The organism is Winogradskyella algicola, assembly GCF_005869935.1.
GTDB lineage: Bacteria > Bacteroidota > Bacteroidia > Flavobacteriales > Flavobacteriaceae > Winogradskyella > Winogradskyella algicola.
Window position 1 is genome coordinate 842,163 of record NZ_SZQF01000001.1, and the last position, 21,349, is coordinate 863,511.

Annotated in this window: 9 protein-coding genes; all 9 read left to right on the forward strand. The window is 34.3% G+C overall.

Features of this window, described 5'->3' with window-relative positions; translation table 11 throughout:
- The first annotated feature begins 239 nt into the window (after nucleotides 1–239).
- The 9 genes from FC091_RS03710 to FC091_RS03750 all read left to right on the forward strand — a co-directional run bounded on the left by FC091_RS03710 (nucleotide 240) and on the right by FC091_RS03750 (nucleotide 21,341).
- Nucleotides 240–2,492: a T9SS type A sorting domain-containing protein gene (locus FC091_RS03710; protein WP_138432922.1), complete on the forward strand. Its 2,253-nt coding sequence runs from the start codon at nucleotides 240–242 to the stop codon at nucleotides 2,490–2,492.
- 155 nt (nucleotides 2,493–2,647) lie between these two features.
- Complete coding sequence (locus FC091_RS03715) at nucleotides 2,648–5,446, forward strand: triple tyrosine motif-containing protein (protein WP_138432923.1); 2,799 nt, start codon at nucleotides 2,648–2,650, stop codon at nucleotides 5,444–5,446.
- A gap of 236 nt (nucleotides 5,447–5,682) precedes the next feature.
- The gene (locus FC091_RS03720; RefSeq protein ID WP_138432924.1) at nucleotides 5,683–8,805 is read left to right on the forward strand and encodes a SusC/RagA family TonB-linked outer membrane protein; all 3,123 of its coding nucleotides are present in this window, start codon (nucleotides 5,683–5,685) and stop codon (nucleotides 8,803–8,805) included.
- Between the two features lie 5 nt (nucleotides 8,806–8,810).
- A complete protein-coding gene (locus FC091_RS03725) occupies nucleotides 8,811–10,322 on the forward strand; it encodes a RagB/SusD family nutrient uptake outer membrane protein (protein ID WP_138432925.1) in 1,512 nt (503 codons plus the stop codon).
- A gap of 28 nt (nucleotides 10,323–10,350) precedes the next feature.
- Nucleotides 10,351–12,204, forward strand: coding sequence for a hypothetical protein (locus tag FC091_RS03730; RefSeq protein ID WP_138432926.1), 1,854 nt, complete (start codon nucleotides 10,351–10,353; stop codon nucleotides 12,202–12,204).
- A gap of 132 nt (nucleotides 12,205–12,336) precedes the next feature.
- Nucleotides 12,337–15,525, forward strand: a complete 3,189-nt coding sequence (locus FC091_RS03735) for a glycoside hydrolase family 2 protein (protein WP_138432927.1) — start codon at nucleotides 12,337–12,339, stop codon at nucleotides 15,523–15,525.
- A 12-nt stretch (nucleotides 15,526–15,537) separates the two neighbouring features.
- Nucleotides 15,538–16,953: a carbohydrate-binding protein gene (locus FC091_RS03740; RefSeq protein WP_138432928.1), complete on the forward strand. Its 1,416-nt coding sequence runs from the start codon at nucleotides 15,538–15,540 to the stop codon at nucleotides 16,951–16,953.
- A gap of 12 nt (nucleotides 16,954–16,965) precedes the next feature.
- Nucleotides 16,966–17,808 carry a glycoside hydrolase family 16 protein gene (locus tag FC091_RS03745; protein WP_138432929.1) on the forward strand — a complete coding sequence of 281 codons (843 nt, stop codon included), beginning with the start codon at nucleotides 16,966–16,968 and terminating at the stop codon, nucleotides 17,806–17,808.
- An 86-nt stretch (nucleotides 17,809–17,894) separates the two neighbouring features.
- Nucleotides 17,895–21,341: a hypothetical protein gene (locus FC091_RS03750; protein ID WP_138432930.1), complete on the forward strand. Its 3,447-nt coding sequence runs from the start codon at nucleotides 17,895–17,897 to the stop codon at nucleotides 21,339–21,341.
- The last annotated feature ends 8 nt before the right edge of the window (nucleotides 21,342–21,349 follow it).

Sequence of the window (21,349 nt, forward strand, 5' to 3'; positions counted from 1 at the left end):
ATGTCTCAATAATAGTCTTTTATAGTCGATAATGAACTTTTAAACGATAATTGGATAATTGCTTATTTGAAGAAATATTTTTTTACTATTTTCAAAATGTATAATAAGCGTATTGTCCTAAATTTTTCCCCTAAAGAGATTAGGAAGTTTATTTAGTTTTACTCTCCATTTTCTACTTTTTGTTCAAAGCATTAGATAGGTTGTTATGGTTAAAATAATCAACCAAACATTGCTTTATTATGAGGTTAAGTTTCATCTATTCGCATTTAACGATAGTTTTTATAATAATACTTAATAGTGTAGATCATTTTAATATTAAGCCAAAAAGTAAGAATAGTCTAGAATATAAAACAAGTCTCTCGAAGATTAATACAGAGTATATAAGTCAAGGACAATTACGTTTGTCTTTATATGAGGATACAGCATTGGCCAACAATGAGTCACCTGCAGATGGCTTGTTGATTTTCTTTGACACAGAGGGTAATAATGATGTTGATATAAATGATGCACTTGATATTACTAACTTGGATGAAAACTTTTCAACTAATAACGATGGTGTTTTACTAAGTATAGAAACCAGAGCTATTCCGGTTGATAATGAGGAAGTACAATTAGAGGTTAATACTTATAGAAATACCAATTATACTATAGTAGCAGAAGGTAGTTCTATGCAATGCGCAACAGCATTTTTATATGATAATTATACCGAAGTTTTAACCGAAATTCCTCAAGATAGTGTCGTTAATTATAGTTATTCTGTGGCTTCAGGTGTGCCAGCTTCGGTTGCAAATGACCGTTTTAAGATAATATTTGATGCCGAGTATTCTCAGCTTATTTGGAATGGTTCAGTTTCTAATGATTGGAACAACTCAGCTAATTGGACGCCAAATGGAGTGCCAAATTCTTGTTCAAATATAACTATACCCAGTACGGAAATACCTCCACAAATTTCACAAGACTTAACTATTTTTAGTTTGAATATTAATAGCGGAATGAGTTTAACAGTGCCAAATGGAATAACTTTAAATGTAATTGGTGATTTAAACATGTATTCTGAATCTACAACATATTCCGGTTTAGTTGTAAAAGGTGAAATTACAGTATCAGGTACAACTAAATACCATAGATATACTAATTCAGAATTAAATGGTCGGGATCTAATTGCACCGCCATTATCAGGTCAGAGTTGGGAGTCTTTCTTAACTGATGATAACAGTTATAATACAAATATTTTATACAATAATGGTGTAGAATTACCAAACACCACTTATTTATTTGGTCATTTTGAAAAAGGCATCACAGATAATTATCTTGTATATAATCATAATACAATTGAAAATTTATATTCTGGTCGAGGTTATAGAGTGTCAACTAATACACCCATTGGTGAAGGTAATGGAGAAGCCTTAACTTTTACAGGATCTATAGTGGCTAATTCTGTTAGTGTACTTGTTGAAAACGATTTCACAGGTAATTTTCCTGAGTGGAATCTTATAGGAAATCCATATGCTTCATATATAGATGTTAATGCTTTTTTAAATCATGTTGGGTCTGTATCAGGTATGTCTAACCTAAGTTTACTAGAAGATAGTTCTGCAGCTATCTATGGTTACGATGCAAATAACACTGACGGTTCTGGGAGTAATTGGACCATTGCAAATTTACTCGAAGGACCAGAACTCATTGCGCCTGGTCAAGGCTTTTTTGTGTCGTCAAAGTTATCATCTGCAAACTTGGAGTTTACCCCAGAGATGCAAGCAGAAGGAAACTTTGATGATTTTATTATTGGTAGAACATCAAGTGATGTTAACTATATTAAACTCAGACTAAGTTCTTCTTCGGGTAGCTGTATGACATCAATCTATTTTCATGATAATGCAGGTTTGGGTCTAGATGTAGGATATGATGCAGCAGTTTTTGGTGGTAATATATCAGAATTTGCTTTGTATTCTTATTTGGTAGATAATAATGAAGATATACCATTTAGAATACAAGCTGTTAATTCTAGTGATGTTTTAGATGTCACTATACCATTAGGAGTCAATGTTAATGAAGAACAAGAGCTAACATTTAGTATTACTGAGAGTACATTGTCTACATCTACTAATGTATATCTCGAGGACACGTTTGCTGGTACATTGACCTTGCTTACAAATACGCATTATTCTATATTTCCAACAACAGAATTATCTGGAACAGGTCGCTTTTTCTTAAGAATAACTGAAAGTGTGTTGTCAACTTCACTAAATAATTCTGAAACGTTAAATATATTCTTCTTAAACAATTCAAAAGAATTGGTTGTTAAAGGTCATTTATATGAAAACACAGAGATGATGTTATATGACGTACAAGGAAGAGCAGTATCTTCTCATGAACTTAATTCATCTGTTTCAGAAAATCGTATCAATCTTTCTAGATTAAAGGAAGGTGTTTATATTGTATATCTTCAAAACCAAATATGGAAAAAATCAAAAAAAGTTGTTATTAACTGAGGTTTTACATAAAAGCTTAGTTCATTTTTCTTTCTATATCTTACTGTATTACCTCTACATAAGATTAAAAAATCCTTATATTTACTTATCTTAACACCTTAACATCAATGTTGTGTTAAGTTTTAGACTATAATCATGATTATTGATTAGCGATAATGATAAGCAGAAAGGTCCTCTTACTTGTTTTTTTAGTCTCATCCATTATTTATGGCCAAGAGATTCCTCCTATTCAGATTTTTTCGACTCAAGATTATAATGCAGAAGATCAAAATTGGGATATCTCTCAAGATGATGAAGGGGTAATTTACTTTGCCAATAACAAAGGACTGCTTAGATATAATAGTGCCAGATGGGAATTGTTTCCTACACCTAATCAATCTATTTTAAGATCAGTTAATGTAATTGGTGATAGAATTTACACAGGCAGTTACATGGACTTTGGTTTTTGGGAAAAAAACAAAAGAGGTGGTTTGGAATACAAATCATTGATAGGTGATAGGGACTTTGAAATAAAGGAGGATGAGGAGTTTTGGCATATTTTAGAAATTGAGAATTATATCTTATTTCAATCTTTAGACAGAATATATATTTATAACATTGATACCGACAACTTCAGGGTTATAGATTCAAATAATAGAATCAATAAAATTTTCAAGATAGATGAAACGATCTACTTTCAAAAAAACGAGTCGGGTGTTTTTGAGATTTTAAATGGTGAAGAAAATTTAGTCGTTTCTTCAGAAGAATTTGACGATAACGAAATTATAAACATATCTAGAGTTGAAAATGAATTATTGTTTTTTACAAAAGAAAATGGAATTTACAGTTATTCAAATGGGTTAATGTCGAAATGGAATGCTGAGATAGACAATTTCGTTAAAGGCAAGAGTATATATAGTAGTATAAGATTAAAAGATGGCAGTTTTCTTTTAGGAACTATATCAGAGGGTATTTTACAGATATCTTCAAATGGTGAAAAAATCCTTAAAATAAATCAATCAGATGGATTGAGTAATAATACAGTGTTATCTGCCTTAGAGGATAAACAAGGTAACCTGTGGTTGGGTTTAGATAATGGTATTAACTGTATTAATCTGGAGTCTCCTTATAAAGTTTATAAGGACAAACAAGGTGTTTTAGGGACAATATACGCATCTATAAAAGTTGGTAACAAATTATATTTAGGCACCAATCAGGGACTTTTTTACAAGAATATAAATATAGATTCTAAATTTAATTTTATTGAAAAAACCAAAGGACAAGTTTGGAGTTTAAAGTACATAAAAGGTACGTTATTTTGCGGACATGATAAAGGTACTTTCATAATAAATGATGATAAAGCTGAGCTATTAAAAGGCGAGATAGGCTCTTGGATGTTTAGTGAAATTGATGGTAATCCAAATTTGGTTTTGCAAGGAGGATACGAAGGGTTAAGTGTTCTAGAACTACAAAATGGGATTTGGTCTTTTAGAAATAAGATTGATGGTTTTGATATGTCTTCAAGATATTTTGAATTTGTAAATCCCAAAGAGTTGTTGATTAATCATGAATATAAAGGAGTCTATAAAATAAAAGTGAATTCAGATTACAGTAAGGTTGTAGACTTAAAAAAATTAGATGTTGAAGAAGGTCCAAAATCAAGTATCACAAAGTATAAAGAAACCATACTTTACTGTAATAAAGATGGCGTTTATAACTATGAAGATAAAGCATCTAAATTCATAAAGGACAACGAGCTGAGCAAGTTAATCGAAGGTGACAATTATCTTTCAGGTAAACTAGTGTATGAAGAAAACAATGAAAGATTATGGTTGTTTAATAAAAATAATATCCTTTTTGTAGAGCCTGGAACGCTCTCAGAAAAGCTAAAGGTTAATAATATCCCAATATCCTATGAGCTTAGAAATAGTAAGGTAGGTTATGAAAATATTCTCAATATAGACGATGATGAATATTTAATTGGAGCCAACGATGGTTATTTAATTTTAAATTTAAATAAACTCAATCTAGAGCCAAAACAGGTTAAGATTGATAATATCTCTTTTAGTTCTTTGCACAACAAATCTATTCAGTTGGGAGTAAACGAACCTGCAGAACTAGAAAATAAGAATAATAGTATTCACTTTAAGTATAGTGTAACGGATTATAACAAGTATTCAAACACTAAGTATAAATACAGATTGGATGGTATTTATGACAATTGGAGTGACTGGTCGGCTAAGTCAGAAGTTCACTTTGAAAATCTTCCTCATGGTGATTACAAATTTGAGGTTAAGGCGCATTTAGGTGGAATTGAGTCTAGCAATACCGCTTCATATAGCTTTACTATAGAAAAACCTTGGTACTTAAAACCTATGGCTATCGCAACTTATATCGTTTTTGGGTTATTGTTCCTGTTCTTAATACAGTATTTTAATAGTAGGTATTATAGAAAGCAAAAACAGAAATTACTAGAAAAAAAACAACGAGAATTAGAACTAGAACAGTTAGAAAACCAAAGACAACTTATTCAGTTTAAAAATCAAAATCTTCAATTAGATATTGAAAATAAAAATAGAGAGCTTGGTGCAGCAACCATGAATTTGGTAAAACGAAATGAATTACTAAACAATATAAAAGAAGAGTTGTCTAAGAGTAAGTCTTTGGATGATGTAAAGAGTGTTGTAAAACTTATAAACTCTAATTTAAATAACACAAGTGATTGGAAACTTTTTGAAGAAGCATTCAATAATGTAGATAAGGATTTTATGAAAAGAATAAAATCACTTCATCCTTCAATCACACCCAATGATTTAAGATTGTGTGCTTATTTAAGGTTAAATCTGTCTTCAAAAGAAATAGCACCATTATTAAATATTTCGCATAAAAGTGTAGAGGTAAAGCGATATCGTTTGCGAAAAAAAATGGGATTAGACCACGAACAAAGTCTTACAGACTATATTTTAGATTTGTAATCCACCTAAATCAGCAAAAACGGACTATACATTGCCTATACATATAGACTATACACCAGTACAATAGGCTTTTTATAATTAAGGCAAAACTACTCAAAACACTGTATTTAACAGCTTTTTAATATCATATTCGTAAATTTTATGGCGTTTTTTTGAATTGTATATTTTTTGTATAGTCTTTTTTTAAGATTTCCATAATTTTTTGTTTTAAGTTGCTAGAACTAATCTAACTAACTATGAAAATCAAAATTTTTGCATTCTTTGCTTTGTTTCTATGCACGGCAATTCATGGTCAGAATGTAGATGTTTCAGGTACAGTAACCGAAGCATCTTCAGGTCAACCACTTCCAGGTGTCAATGTGTTAGTTAAGGACACAACTAAAGGCGCATCAACTGATTTTGATGGCAATTTTACATTAAATGATGTTCCCTTAAATTCTATCATTGTGGTTTCATACCTTGGTTTTATAACTCAGGAAATCATTATTAAAAATGCTAATCCATTAAGCATTGTTCTTCAAGAAGACGCACAATCCTTAAATGAAGTAGTGGTTATTGGGTATGGTACTCAAACCAAAAAAGAGGTTACAGGTGCCGTAAGTGTTTTAGACTCAAAGTCTATTGAAAAACTTAATCCTGTTAGGGTTGAGCAAGCTATCCAAGGCCAAATAGCAGGTGTAAACATTACGTCTAACTCTGGCTCACCAGGTAGTGGTCTCAACATTAGAATCAGAGGTATTACTACTAATGGTGATAATGCACCGTTAATTTTGGTTGATGGAAATAGGATATCAGATTTATCTGTATTGAATCCTAATGATATTGAGAGTATCAACGTATTAAAGGATGCCACTGCTGGTATTTATGGTGTACAAGCAGCTAATGGTGTAATTTTAATTACGACAAAATCGGGTAGAAAAAATACTGGATTAAAGTTCCAGTTAGACACATACACCGGACAACAATTGACTAGTAAAAAAATTGACTTATTAAATGCTAGGGATTTTGCCATTTACGTAAATGATGCAGCAGATGCAACAGAGTTTTTTGTATATCCAAATTCTGGTACAGATTGGCAAGATGAAGTTTTTGAACGTGCTTGGATATCTAATGTAAATTTTAATGTTACAGGAGGTTTAGAAAAGTCAGCCTATTCTGCCGGGATTTCATACTTAAATCAAGATGGTATCGTTGGTGGAAGCAAAAATAATTTCGAGCGCTTAACTGCGCGCTTAAATTTTCAGCATGATATTTTACCAAACTTAAAGTTAACAGCAAACGGATTACATACCCTGTCAGAAAAGCAAAATCTAGCTGAAGGTGGTATTGGAGCTGTGTTGTATAATGCAGTAAATATTAATCCAACAATGCCTGTTTTTAATCCTAATGATGATCCATCGTTAGATTTCGATAATTATGCCTTAGCAAATGATATTTCACAGATAGAAATTGTAAATCCTGTAGCTCAAATCAATGATACTTATAACACGACAAGAGTAGCGAGGTGGAGTGGTGTATTGGGGCTAGAGTATAAATTCTGGGATCATTTTACGGCAACATCCCGCTTTCAAGGCAATCATGCCAATGTAAGAGATGATATTTTTAGACCAGAAGTATATTATGGTGGAGGTAAATCTTTGAACACAGTAAACTCTTTTGCTGCCTTAAGTGATGACATGATAGTTAATGAAGTTGTTGACTTTGGTGCAGATTACACGGATTTCACTTGGGATAACTTTATCACTTACACAAATACGTTTAATGATGCTCATGATTTAACATTATTGTTAGGCGCATCTTTATATAGAACTAAAGGGCGATTTTATGGTGATGTAGGAAGAACTGACATGGGTACTAATCAACCAAACCAATCTATCTATGATGAAGGTATGATAAGACAACCACGCTTTACAGAAGCTGCATTAGATAATGGAGCTGATTGGTATGACTCAAGACTCTCTTCATTATTTACAAGAGTCCAGTATAACTATAAAGGTAAATACTTGCTGTCAGCTGTGTTAAGAAGAGATGTCTCCTCACAATTTTCTTCAGAAAATAATAACAACGTAGGATACTTCCCATCAGGTTCCATTGGATGGAATGTTTCAGACGAAGATTTTATGCAAGAAGTAAACTGGATTAATAATCTAAAATTAAGAGCAAGTTATGGTATAATAGGAAACGACAGAATACCTGCATTTGCATTTATAACAAGATTAGATGGACAGGCCACTATAGATGTTGGTTCAGATAACTTATTATTTGGGTTAGCACCTGGCAGACCTGGAAATCCAGATTTAAAATGGGAAGAACAAGAAACGGCCAACATAGGTCTAGACCTTCGCTTGTTTGATAATAAAGTAAATATCTCTGCAGATGCTTACAGAAAACAAACTAAAGATTTATTACTTACGCCACAAGCATCAGCTGTTACTGGTGTTGGTGCACCAGCAACAGGTCCTTCTGTGGTTAATGCTGGTACAGTTAGAAATACAGGATTAGAATTTGCAATTGGATATAATGATAATATAGGTGATGATTTTAAATTCAATATCAGTTTTAATGCAACAACAATTGATAATGAAGTAATTTCTTTGAATGGAAGAACCACACCTGTTGGGGGTGAGTATGGTGTTGGACTTGGAATTACAGACATAACACGTATGCAACCTGGTTTACCATTAGGTCATTATTATGGTTATAAAACAGATGGTATTTATCAAACACAAGCAGAAATTGACGCTTTAAACGCTACTGCGCCATCAGGCACATACAGTACTATTGGAGATGTGGCACCAGGAGATTTAATATTTGTTGATACAAATGGAGATGGCGAAATCACAGCAGAAGACCGCACAAATTTAGGCGATCCAATACCAGATGCCACTTTCGGATTTAATATTGGTTTTACGTACAAAAACATAGATTTTAGTGCCAATGCTTTTGCATCTGTTGGTCATGAAATGGTTAGAAATTACGAGCGTAAAGATTTATATGCCAATAGAGGAACTTATATGTTAGATAGATGGCAAGGGACGAGTACCAGTAATTCAGTACCAAGAGCAGTGGCAGGTGCAAACATTAATACCGATCAGTTTTCCGATTTTTATGTAGAAGACGCTTCATTCTTACGTTTACAAAATGTACAGATAGGATATACATTCGGCGAAAAATTCAATTCAACTGTTGGAGTTGATAAATTTAGAATTTATCTTTCTGGTAATAATCTATTTACACTTACAGATTATTTCGGTTTTGACCCTTCTGCCAACTCAGGTGCTCCACTTGGTGGTGGAATTGATAACGGTTTTTATCCGGTTGCAGCGTCTTATTTATTAGGAATTAATTTAAACTTTTAATTGTTATGAAAAGAAAGTTAATAATATTATTGAGCTTCATAGCGCTTTATACAATTGGTTGTACTGATGATTTTGTAGAGGTAGAACCAGATGGATTCAATGACTCAGATTTCTTCAATAATCAAGAAGAATACGAAAGTGCCCTTATAGGTACTTACGATATGCTACAAGCAACATTTTGGAATGTGCTTACTGGTATTGTTGCCTCTCCAGATTATGCAGCTGGCGGTGATGCTTTTAATTACGATCAGCCGACACTTCAAAATATTAATTTGATGATACACACTCCTGCTGATGAAAATCAATTGCGTAGTATTTGGGGATTAATGTATGCAGGTTTAAACAGAGCTAATTTCATTTTAGAATTTAAAAATAAAACCGATTTTGATGGTAAGGATGAAATCATTGCTCAAGCTTATTTTCTTAGAGCTTATTACACATTTGAACTTGCTAAATTCTTTGGTAATGTACCATTAAAAACTGAAGACAGAAACGGAGTTTTAAGAATTACAGACCAACGTATTTTTCCTGAAGATGAATTTTCTATGGAGCGCGTTTCAGATATTGCTATGGTATATGCTTTAATCGAAGAAGACTTAAAGGAGGCTATTCCTAATCTTCCGGTAACACAAGATTTGCCATATGAAGTAACTAAAGGTGCAGCCCAGGCTTTGTTGGGTAAAGTATACTTGTATCATGGAAAATTTGATCAGAGTAAGTATTCAGATGCAGCAACAGCTTTAAATCAAGTAATATCAAGTAATCAATTTGCTTTAACAACAGATAGCTCATACGAAATGCTTTTTGAAGGAGAAGGAGAAAATAGCTCTGAAGCAGTTTTCGAAATTCAATATACTGGCATAGAAGCTGCTGGTTGGGGCTGTATTGAGTGTAGTCAAGGTACTTATTTCCCACAGTTCTGTGGTCCTAGATCACCGTTTAGTGATACAACCTATAATGCTGGCTGGGGCTTTTGTTTACCTTCCGTAGAGTTATATGACTTATTCGAAGATGGTGATATAAGAAGAAATGTTACATTTTTCGATTTAAGGGATGCGCAAGACTCTTACTCTCAAGGAAGGGACGATACAGGTTTGTTCAATAGAAAATATATGCCACGTAAAGCAGATGATGGTGTTGGTTCAGACCCATTAAATTACTCTCAAAATTATCGTGCTATAAGATATGCAGATGTGTTACTAATGGCTGCTGAAGCTGAAGCTCAAAGTGGTGGTGGCAATGCAGAAAACTATCTTAATATGGTAAGAGCCAGAGCATATGGAGATAACAGTCATGACTATACATCTTCTGAAGGAGATTTATTACAAGCTATTTATTTAGAAAGAAGAAAAGAAATGGCTGGTGAAGGTCATGGATTCTTTGATTTGGTAAGAACAAACAGAGCAGCCTCAACGATAGAAGGCTTTACTGCAAATAAAAATGAAGTTTTCCCAATACCGTTAATTGAGTTGCAATTAGCTCAAGCGGAGGATCGTTGGGGAAATCCTGGATATTAAAAAAGTGTTGAACAAAAATTAGATTAAAATGAAAATATTTAAAAAAGGCGTTTATTACATTTTAGCATTATTGATGTTAAGTGTTTCATTTTCTTGTGAAGAAGATGACCAATTAAACATAATTGAAGGTTTGGATTTCAATATTGCTGAATTGAATCCAGAAGGTAACAGAATAGGTGTTATAGCTACTACAATACCACCAGATGGACGTATAGTTTATACTGTAGATTTTGGTAACCCTAATGATGATGCTGATGTTTTTGAAACTAGTGGGCCAATGGTAACTTATGAATATCCTGAGGAAACAGCAACATATACTATTACAGTTACTGCGTCACTTCCTGGAAGAAATGATGTTTCCATATCTGAAGATTATACTGTTATTTTTCAGGAACCAGATCCAGACCCTGTAGACAACCCATTTTTTGGGACTTGGCGTTTAGCTCCAGAAGCAGGTGCGTTAGGCGTTGGTCCAGGACAAGGAGATGTGTCGTGGTGGTCTAATTCAGCTGAAGATGTTGCCACGAGAGATTGTTTGTTCGATGATGAGTATGTATTTAATGCAGATAATTCTTTTCAAAATATATTAGGTGCTGAAACATGGTTAGAGCCATGGCAAGGTACAGACCCAGAGGCCTGTGGTACACCAGTTTTTCCACATGATGGAACTGCGACGGCTTCATATGAGTTCACAGGAAGTGAACTTACAATTACTGGTACAGGTGCTTTTATGGGATTAGCAAAAGTGGTTAACGGTGCTGAGTTAGCTTCTGGAGATACTGTCCCAGAATCAAGAACGTATCAATATATATTGTCAGATGATGGTTTATCATTAACACTGCAAATTCAAGTAGCAGGTGATGGTTGGTGGTCGTTTAGATTTGTAAAAGACGCACCTCCAGCTCCTTCAGCTTTAGAGGGAGCTTGGAGATTAGCTCCAGAGGCTGGTGCGTTTGGTGTAGGTCCTGGACAAGGTAATGTTTCTTGGTTCTCTAGCTCATTAGAAGATGTAACCACAAGAGACTGCTTGTTTGATGATGAATATGTATTTAACGCAGATGGAACGTTTCAAAATGTATTAGGTTCAGAAACATGGTTAGAAGCTTGGCAAGGACAAGATCCAGAAGGCTGTGGAACACCTGTTTTTCCTCACGATGGAACGGCATCAGCAACCTACGATTATGATGCGACAAACAACACATTAACTATAGAAGGTGCAGGTGCGTTTTTAGGTCTAGCTAAAGTATTCAATGGAGGGGAATTGGCTAATCCAGCCGATGCTGTTGATAGTATAGAATACATTATAGATTTAGTTGATGAAAATACAATGATTTTAGATATACCAGTTGCTGGTGATGGCTGGTGGAGATTTAAGTTAGTCAGAGATGCTGCGCCAGCAAATCCATTAGTGGGTTCATGGCGATTAGCTCCCGAAGCAGGTGCTTTCGGTGTTGGTCCGGGGCAAGGTAATGTGTCTTGGTTTTCTAGTTCTGATGACGATGTAACTACGAGAGATTGCTTATTTGATGATGATTATGTTTTTAATGCAGATGGAACATTCGAAAATCTTCTGGGTTCTGAGACTTGGGTAGAAGCTTGGCAAGGTAACGATCCAGAAGGTTGTGCTGCTCCTGTGTTTCCTCATGATGGTTCTGCATCAGCAACCTATGACTATGATGCAGGTCTTGGTACAGTAACTTTAAATGGTGCTGGAGCATTCTTAGGTTTGGCTAAAGCTATTAATGGAGCTGAATTGGCTAACCCTAGTGATGCACCCGATTCTGTAGAATATATTGTTGATTTTGAGGATGATAATACAATAATAGTGGATATCGCAATAGCTGGCGACGGCTGGTGGAGATTTAAACTTGTGAGACAATAATTGTTTAGTCAAATGAACTGAGATTAGGTCAATATTTACCATGTATTGACCTTTTCAACTCAGTTCTTCAGTTTTAAATTCTACTAACGAAAGGCTTATAACCTTAATCAAATAAAACATAAAACTAACTATATGAAAAATAATCTAATAATACTGTTCTTTATGTTTAGTGTATCATTTGCACTGGCACAATCAGACAAAGTATCTGTTGTAAAAAGTACTGACGGTTTCAGACTTGTTGTTAACGGAGAAAATATGATGATTAATGGGATGAACTGGGATTATGTGCCTATTGGTTCTACCATTACCGATACAGGTATTTGGGGAAGATCAGACGATATTATTAAGGCAGCCTTAGATGAAGAGATGTTACTCTTAAAAAATATGGGTGTTAATGTTATAAGAACTTATGGTCTTAAGCCTAAATGGATACAATATATATATGAAAATTATGGTATCTACACAATGCTCAACATTACATTCGGAGCTTACGGTTTAACGATAGATGGGGCTTGGACTCCTCAAACTGATTATGCAGATGAGGCTACCAGAGAAATTCTTATGCAAGAAGCCATCGATATGGCAAATACCTATAAGGACACTCCAGGTTTACTTCTGTATATGATAGGTAACGAAAATAATTACCATTTATCTTGGACTGGCGCTGAAACGGAAGCTATTCCTATAGAAGGTGCTGAAGACACCGGAAAAATAGCTGCAGCAAGAGCACTGTATAAAGCATTTAATGATGCCGCAAAAGAAGTAAAAGCTATAGATCAATCACATCCTGTAGCAATTTGTAATGGCGACTTATTGTATTTAGATATTGTAAAACAAGAATGTAAAGACATAGATATCTACGGAACTAATATGTATAGAGGTGTTTCATTTGGTGATGCTTTTCAACGTGTTAATGATGAATTGGATATGCCAATACTTTTTGCAGAGTTTGGATCAGATGCATTTAATGCTAAAGACAACAAAGAAGATCAATACATGCAAGCTTATTTTGATGTAGAAAATTGGAAAGATATTTATCAAAATGCAGCTGGTTTAGGAAAAGCAGGAAATTCTATTGGTGGATTCACATTTCAATTTAGTGACGGTTGGTGGAAATTTGGGCAGACCAAAAACCTAGATGTTCATGATAACAATGCATCATGGCCAAATGGTGGTTATTACATGGATTTAGAACCTGGTCAAAATAACATGAATGAAGAATGGTTTGGTATCTGTGCAAAGGGACCGACTGATGCAAGAGGTTTATACACACTTTACCCAAGGGCAGCTTACTATGCACTTAAGGAAGTTCATCAATTAGATCCATATGGTGAAGGTGTAAATCAAGATTTTCTTTACAACTATTTCAATAATATAAATGTTATGGATGCGGTTCTTAGAGCTAGAGGTGATAAGGCTGCATTAGGAGGTGGCGACTCAGAAAAATTGAGTATAAGTAGATTGTCAGCTCAATTCACTACGTTCAATACAGGTGGTAGTTTAATTACTACACCAGATACTGAAGATCCAAATGCCAATGTATTTCCTAATCAACTAGGTTTTGACCATATGCAATCGTACTTTGTTGGTATACAGGGAAAACCGGCAGCAAATATGAGAGCTAATGTAGAGTTTAATATTTTAGGGAATGTAGCTCAAAATCCAATAGATGAAATTTTCTATGAAAATGTTGGTAGACCTATTCAATTAAATGCTTCAGTAGAAGGCCAAAATGAAAATATTGTTATTAACGATAATCAAAGGCTTAGAGTTTATCAAGCAGAATTTGAGTGGAAAGCTAAAGAGTTTGACCTAAGAGGATTTTACAGAACAGGTCATTATCATTGGGCTTATGAAGGAGATTTCTTCAACCTTTATCCAGAAGCTAATTATGGTCCAAACCTAGATATCTACAATGGTGAGATTTTAGGTGTTGAAGTTGATGCAAAAGGGGAGTTAGAAGGTTTAAAAGCAGCCTTTGGACCCCAACTTTGGTGGGGCGCTAACCCAACAATGTTGTTAAAATATTCAAGAAATATCCTTAACTGGGACGTAACAGGCATCTATCATAGAGACCTTAATACAGACTTAGAGTTTGATGAAAATGGCAGACGTATATTGAATCCTAATCAGGTACGTTCAGGTATAATTCCACCTTGGCCAACAGAAAGAGCCACTCTAGCTATAGAAAGAGACTTTGGTAGTTTTGGTGTAACGTTAGGTGGTATTTGGGGTGGTAATCCATTAAATGGAAGTTCTTTTCAAATGTATGAGGAAGACAATGATGTAGTTGTTGTAGACAAAATCAATAGTAAGGATAATTGGGGTGCCAAAGCCAAAGTAACGTATCAAAAAGGACGATTTAATTGGTATGCTCAAGGATCTTACATGGGTCTTGTAGCCAATGGTGGTGCAGATCAAACACGAACTTTTACAGGTTGGAGACTTAAGGATTCTGGTAGTGGTAATATGACAAATTTCTTATCAGGTTTCACATATTCTTTTGGAAATGTACAAGTAGCACCTAACTTTATGTGGCAAAAACCATTAGTAGATCCAATGCCAAATGGTGTATTTGCACCTGGTAGATTAAGAAATGTTATTGACGATCCTTTTGCTGTAAGGGGAGGAAACCGAGAAACTACAGCAGGAGAAATCTTATTCACCTTTGATCCTACACCAGGAACATGGATGTATGAGTGGAACAACGATAGAGAAGAAGATGCTAAGTTTGCTGTAAGTGCAGGATTTGTTTATAGACACTTACCAACAACACAAGATGCACACATTGGTTTCTTAGCTAATCGTACATTTTTTGCGTTTTCTGAATCAGCACCAGCTGAAGATTTATGGGAAGCACACACACGTATTGTTTCTAAGTTGAATCCTGACTTAGGGATTATAGGAAATTTCTATTATGGTAATGGACAAGGTAATGGTGATTCTGATAGAACCATTACACGTTTTGGCGGTGATGTGAGAATGCTTTATAAGAACATTAAAGTAATGTCTCATGTAAAGGTTAATGATTGGGGACCGTTTGATTATCACAGAGATTTCAACTTAACATTCCCATTACAATTAATGCTAGATGTTTCAACGACACTTGGAAAGCCAGATTGGTTTATTTTACCTAGTACACAGGTGGGAATTAGAGGAACTTGGAGATCCTTAGACCAAAATTCACCAAGGTATTCACCTCTAGCGACTGATCCAAATTCAACCAATCCAAATTCACCACCAGCTATAAGCCCAGTAGGGTTTCCTGATGGTTCGGAGTGGGAAATAAGAACTTACATCCATATTAATATTGGCAAATAAAATTCTATGATTATGAAAAACATAAATTTAAAATATAACATCATCTTACCTTTAGTTGGGTTGATATCTGTCGTAATGATAAGTTGCGAAAGAGGTTTTTCAGATGATGTGGAATTGGCAACATTTCCTTCCACCGCAGAAGTTTTTACGGACACTCCTGTAGGTTTAACGGACGAATTTTTTATATCATTTGATCCTGCATTTGGTGCAAACACTAATGGATTTGGTACAGATGATAATGAAGCTTATGAAGGGTCAACATCTATTAGAATTGATGTGCCGGCGCCTAATGATCCAGATGGTGGATTTATAGGTGGAATATTTAAAGATAGAGGAGAAGGAAGAGATTTAACAAGATATAATGCTTTAACATTTTGGGCTAAAGGATCGACAACAGCAACAGTAGGTCTATTTGGTTTTGGGACAGATTTTGAAGAAGATAAGTACGCTGTTACACTCGAAAATGTACAACTGTCAACAGATTGGAAAAAGTATATTATACCAATTCCAGACCCTTCAAAACTAGTTCAAGAAAAAGGTATGTTTATTTTCTCAGCAGGTACTCAAAGCACCAATGGATTTGGTTTTACATTTTGGTTAGACGAGATTCGTTTTGAAAGCTTAGGAACTATTGGTCAACCTAGACCAAGGATTTTGGGTGGACAAGATCAGACAGCGCAAACTAACATTGGCACTTCAGTACCACTAATAGGTTTAAGTTATACGGCTAATCTTCCTAATGGACAAAATGTAACTGTTTCTGCAACACCTTCCTATTTTGATTTCGAAACCTCAAATCCATTTGTGGCTTCTGTAGATGAATTGGGCATTGTCACTGTAGATGGCCCAGGTCAAGGAGGAGATAATACAGCAGTTATTACTGCTAGCTTGGGAGGCGTTGAAGCAGAAGGCTCATTAACAGTTGAAGCTGTAGATATAGACGTAATTTCAATTTTTAGTGATGTTTTTGCTAATGTACCGGTTGATAATTACAATGGATTTTACGAGCCATTTCAAACAACTCTAGGTGGTGCTGTGAATGAAAATGGTAATAACATAATAGACTACACCATGCTCAACTTTGTTGCCATTGAATTTTATGGTAGAGACGGTAGTGGTGTAGAGCCAGTTGATGCTACCGATATGACCCACTTACACATAGAATTCAGAGTTAATGAAACCGTAGATGCATCAGACTATATAAATATGGAATTACACAATAATTTCACATTGCCTAACGGTATTTTAGGATCATATCAAATAACAGGGTCTGAGTTGTTAAGTAATGAATGGGTGGAGTTTGATATACCATTATCAAGCTTTGCTGGTCTTACATCTAGAGATGCATTAGGTATGATGTTATTTGTTACAGATAATAATATTGCTAACCTCTCTGTAGATAATATTTATTTCTACGCAGAAAACTAAAAATGCTAAAAAATGAAAAATAGAATATTAAGTAATAAGTTAAAATCAATCTTCATATGTAGCTCGCTTTTTATGGGTACAATGGTTTTAATTACTAATTGCAATCCAGATGAAACACAAGATGTTACCAATTTTACAACCTTGTCCAAGTACGATGAATTTACTGAAGATGGTGCACCAAACCCAGAGCTTTGGACATACGATATAGGTACAGGTCAAAATGGATGGGGAAATAACGAGCTTCAATACTATACGGACAGACCTGAAAATGTCATTGTAGAAGATGGTATGTTAAAAATAACTGCAATTCAAGAAGAGTTTGAAGGTTCTGGATATACGTCTGCAAGACTTTTAACCCAAGGACTTTTTGAACAAAAGTATGGACGCTTTGAGGCTAGGATGAAATTGCCTTACGGTAAAGGGATGTGGCCAGCATTTTGGCTATTAGGTGCCAATATTGATGAAGTTAGCTGGCCATTTTGTGGTGAAATTGATGTTATGGAAAATGGTGGCTCAAAACCAACAATTGTTAGCGGTGCAGTTCACGGGCCAGGATATTCTGGAGGTAATGCTATCGTAAAAGAGTACGAATTTACGGATAGTCGTGTAGATTCCGAATTTCATATTTATGGCATAGAATGGGGACCGAATTATATCAATTACTATGTCGATGATGTTTTATATAACCAAATTACTCCTGAAGATGTAACGGGAGACTGGGTTTTTAATGATGGTCCATTTTTTATCATAATAAATTTAGCCGTTGGTGGTGCTTTTGATGGTAATCCAAATGAAAATACAATATTCCCACAAACAATGTATGTAGACTATGTAAGAGTCTATTCAGCTAATTAATAAAAAAAACTAAAGGTCAGGAGTTTTACAATCTTGACCTTTTTGACCCTTATCTATAAAATTTATAACTACGAATTACTAAGACATTGAAAGATATAGTTACACAAGATAGAGATGTGAGATTAGAGCCTGTTACAATTAATGATAAGGCTTATTTTAAAATATCTAATAGTGATAAGATGCGTCCATTCTTTATGAGTATCGTTAGCGACTCTAACCACTGGATGTTTATATCAAGTAATGGAGGTTTAACTGCCGGAAGAAAGAATTCTGAATACGCATTATTCCCTTATTACTCAGATGATAAAATAACAGAGTCTTCTGAAATTACTGGGCCTAAAATAATTCTTCAAGTCATTAAAAATGATGATAGATTTATATGGGAACCTTTTTCTATCAGATTCCAAGATAAGTACACTATACGAAGAAACTTATACAAAAGTATTTATGGTAATGCCATAATTTTTGAAGAAGAAAATCTTGATTTAAATCTTACTTACAGGTACGAATGGTGTTCTAGTAATATCTATGGTTTTGTAAAAAAATCAACTTTAACAAATAATGCTGAGCAATCTGTTGGTATAGCGTTTGTAGACGGAATTCAAAATGTAATGCCTTATGGTGTTAGTAGTGCTTTACAGAATGCAAGTAGTAACTTGGTAGATGCATATAAGAGAACTGAGTTAGTAGAAGAGTCTGGAGTTGGAATATTTGCATTAAGTGCTATTATAGTTGATAAAGCAGAGCCAAGTGAAGCGCTTAAGGCTAATATTGCTTGGTCTTTAGGTATTGATAACCCTAAGTATTTACTCTCTTCTTTACAGTTAGATGAATTTAGAAAATTCGGGAAGCTTAGACAAGAAACCGATGTTAAGGCTGAAAAAGGTGCTTACTTTGTTAACACAGCAATACAGCTAAACCCGAAAGCATCTAACGATTGGGTTATTGTTGCTAATGTTAATCAAGATGCGTCAGATATTGTTGCAATTTCAAATCAAATAAAAACTGATAGCCAGCTTTTAAATAAGGTTGAAGCGGATATTCAACTAGGTACAAAACAATTAATAGAGCTTAATGCAACATCAGACGGTTTACAATTAACATCAGATAATTTTAGAGATACCAGACATTTTTCTAATACACTTTTCAATATAATGCGTGGTGGTATTTTCGATGATGGTTACACTATCGAAAAATGGGATTTTAAAAACTATTTAAAGAATGCCAACAAAGATGTCTGTCGTAATTGTGAACAATTGCTACAGGATTTGCCTGAAACATTTGCTTTACAAACATTAAGAAAATTTGCAAACTGGAATGACGATAAGGATTTTAAGAGGCTAGCTTTAGAATACTTACCACTAAAATTTAGTAGAAGACATGGTGATCCAAGTAGGCCTTGGAACAAGTTCTCTATAAATACACGAAGCGAAGTAGATGGTTCTAAAATCTTAGACTATGAAGGTAACTGGAGAGATATTTTTCAAAACTGGGAAGCCCTCGCTTTTTCTTATCCAGAGTTTATAGAGAATATGATTTTTAAGTTCTTAAATGCCACCACGTTTGATGGGTATAACCCTTATCGAGTAACCAAGGGTGGCTTTGATTGGGAAACCATTGAGCCAGATGACCCATGGTCTTACATAGGGTATTGGGGAGATCATCAAATCATATATTTATTGAAGTTTCTTGAGTTTATAGAAGACTATAATCCAGGGAAATTAGAGAGTTTCTTCTCTCAAGATATTTTTGTCTATGCTAATGTACCTTACAGGATTAAAGTGCATCAAGATATTTTAAATAATCCAAAGGATACTATAGAGTTTGATGAAGATTCTGATAAAGAAATACGATTAAAAAGAGACAAGATTGGTGCAGATGGAGCTTTGTTACAATACTCTAACGGAAAAGTTGTTAGAGCTAATTTTATAGAAAAGATTTTAGCAACAACTTTAGCTAAACTTTCCAACTTTATACCAGAAGGAGGTATATGGATGAATACACAAAGACCAGAATGGAACGACGCCAATAATGCATTAGTTGGCAATGGTGTTTCTATGGTTACACTTTATTATCTCAGACGATTTTTAAAGTTTTTTGAATGTGTTTTTCAAAATGCTTCTGTAGATGAAATTGAAGTTTCTTCAGAGATTTCTGATTTTTTCAACGCTGTAAAATCTACATTTAAACAAAACGAGTCCATTTTAAATAATGAGATTGACGATGCTACAAGAAAACTATTATTAGACTCATTAGGTATAGCAGGTAGTAATTTCAGGGAACATATCTACAATAACGCTTTCTCTGGTGATAAACTAAAAGTAAGTTTAAGTGATATTTTAGATTTTACTAAGTCTGCGATTAAACACCTTGAACATTCCATAAGAGCTAACAAAAGAGAGGATAACCTATACAATGCATATAACTTAATGACAGTTAAGGATGCTACTTCTGTATCCATATCTTATTTAGATGAAATGTTAGAAGGGCAGGTTGCTGTATTAAGTTCTGGATATTTGAGTTCTCAAGAGAATCTAGCCGTTTTAGATGGTCTTAAGCAGAGTAAGCTGTTTAGAGAAAATCAGTATAGCTATATACTATATCCTTATAAAAACCTCAAGGGTTTCATGGATAGAAATACGATTCCTTCTAATTCAGTGCATAGTTCTAAACTCTTACAAACATTAGTGTCTGAAGGTAATACGCAAATTCTTAAAAAAGATAGTAATGGTGATTACCATTTTAACGGGAATTTCAAAAATGCAAATGATCTAGAACAGGCTTTAGAAAATCTTAGTGAGCCTGCTCATCTAGAATTAGCTAAATCAGAAAAGCATAAGGTCCTTCAAATTTTTGAAGATGTTTTTAATCATAAAGCATTTACAGGTCGTTCAGGTACGTTTTATGGTTATGAAGGGCTAGGTTCTATTTATTGGCATATGGTTTCAAAATTGCAATTAGCAGTAATGGAAGTTTGTCAAAAAGCTATTGCAGAAAATGAATCACCAGAAGTGATAGGTCGACTACTAGAGCATTACTACGAAATTAATGAAGGTATTGGAGTACATAAATCACCAGAATTATATGGTGCTTTCCCAACCGATCCTTATTCGCATACACCAGCAGGTAAAGGTGCCCAACAACCAGGAATGACAGGACAAGTGAAAGAAGATATTCTCAGTCGATTTGGAGAACTAGGTGTTTTTATGAATGACGGATTACTTGTTTTTAATCCTTGTATGCTTAGGAAAGATGAATTTTTAAATGAAGCGCAAGTATTCAATTATATCAATGTAGATGGTGAAGAATCTACATTAAAAGTTGATGCCAACCAGTTGGTATTTACCTATTGCCAAGTGCCAGTGGTTTACAGTATTTCAAAAGAATACAAAACCACTATATCATTTAAGGATGGTTCACAGCAAATCTTCGACCAAATGGAACTGGATAAGGAAACGAGTGAGAAAGTGTTCAACCGTTCAGGTGATATAGTGTCTATAACGGTTCAGATAAAAGAAGATCATCTAAAATAAAAAGGAAC

Coding starts and splice junctions, on each gene's coding strand:
- FC091_RS03710 (WP_138432922.1), top strand. CDS start 240: ATGAGGTTAAGTTTCATCTATTCGCATTTAACGATAGTTTTTATAATA.
- FC091_RS03715 (WP_138432923.1), top strand. CDS start 2,648: ATGATAAGCAGAAAGGTCCTCTTACTTGTTTTTTTAGTCTCATCCATT.
- FC091_RS03720 (WP_138432924.1), top strand. CDS start 5,683: ATGAAAATCAAAATTTTTGCATTCTTTGCTTTGTTTCTATGCACGGCA.
- FC091_RS03725 (WP_138432925.1), top strand. CDS start 8,811: ATGAAAAGAAAGTTAATAATATTATTGAGCTTCATAGCGCTTTATACA.
- FC091_RS03730 (WP_138432926.1), top strand. CDS start 10,351: ATGAAAATATTTAAAAAAGGCGTTTATTACATTTTAGCATTATTGATG.
- FC091_RS03735 (WP_138432927.1), top strand. CDS start 12,337: ATGAAAAATAATCTAATAATACTGTTCTTTATGTTTAGTGTATCATTT.
- FC091_RS03740 (WP_138432928.1), top strand. CDS start 15,538: ATGAAAAACATAAATTTAAAATATAACATCATCTTACCTTTAGTTGGG.
- FC091_RS03745 (WP_138432929.1), top strand. CDS start 16,966: ATGAAAAATAGAATATTAAGTAATAAGTTAAAATCAATCTTCATATGT.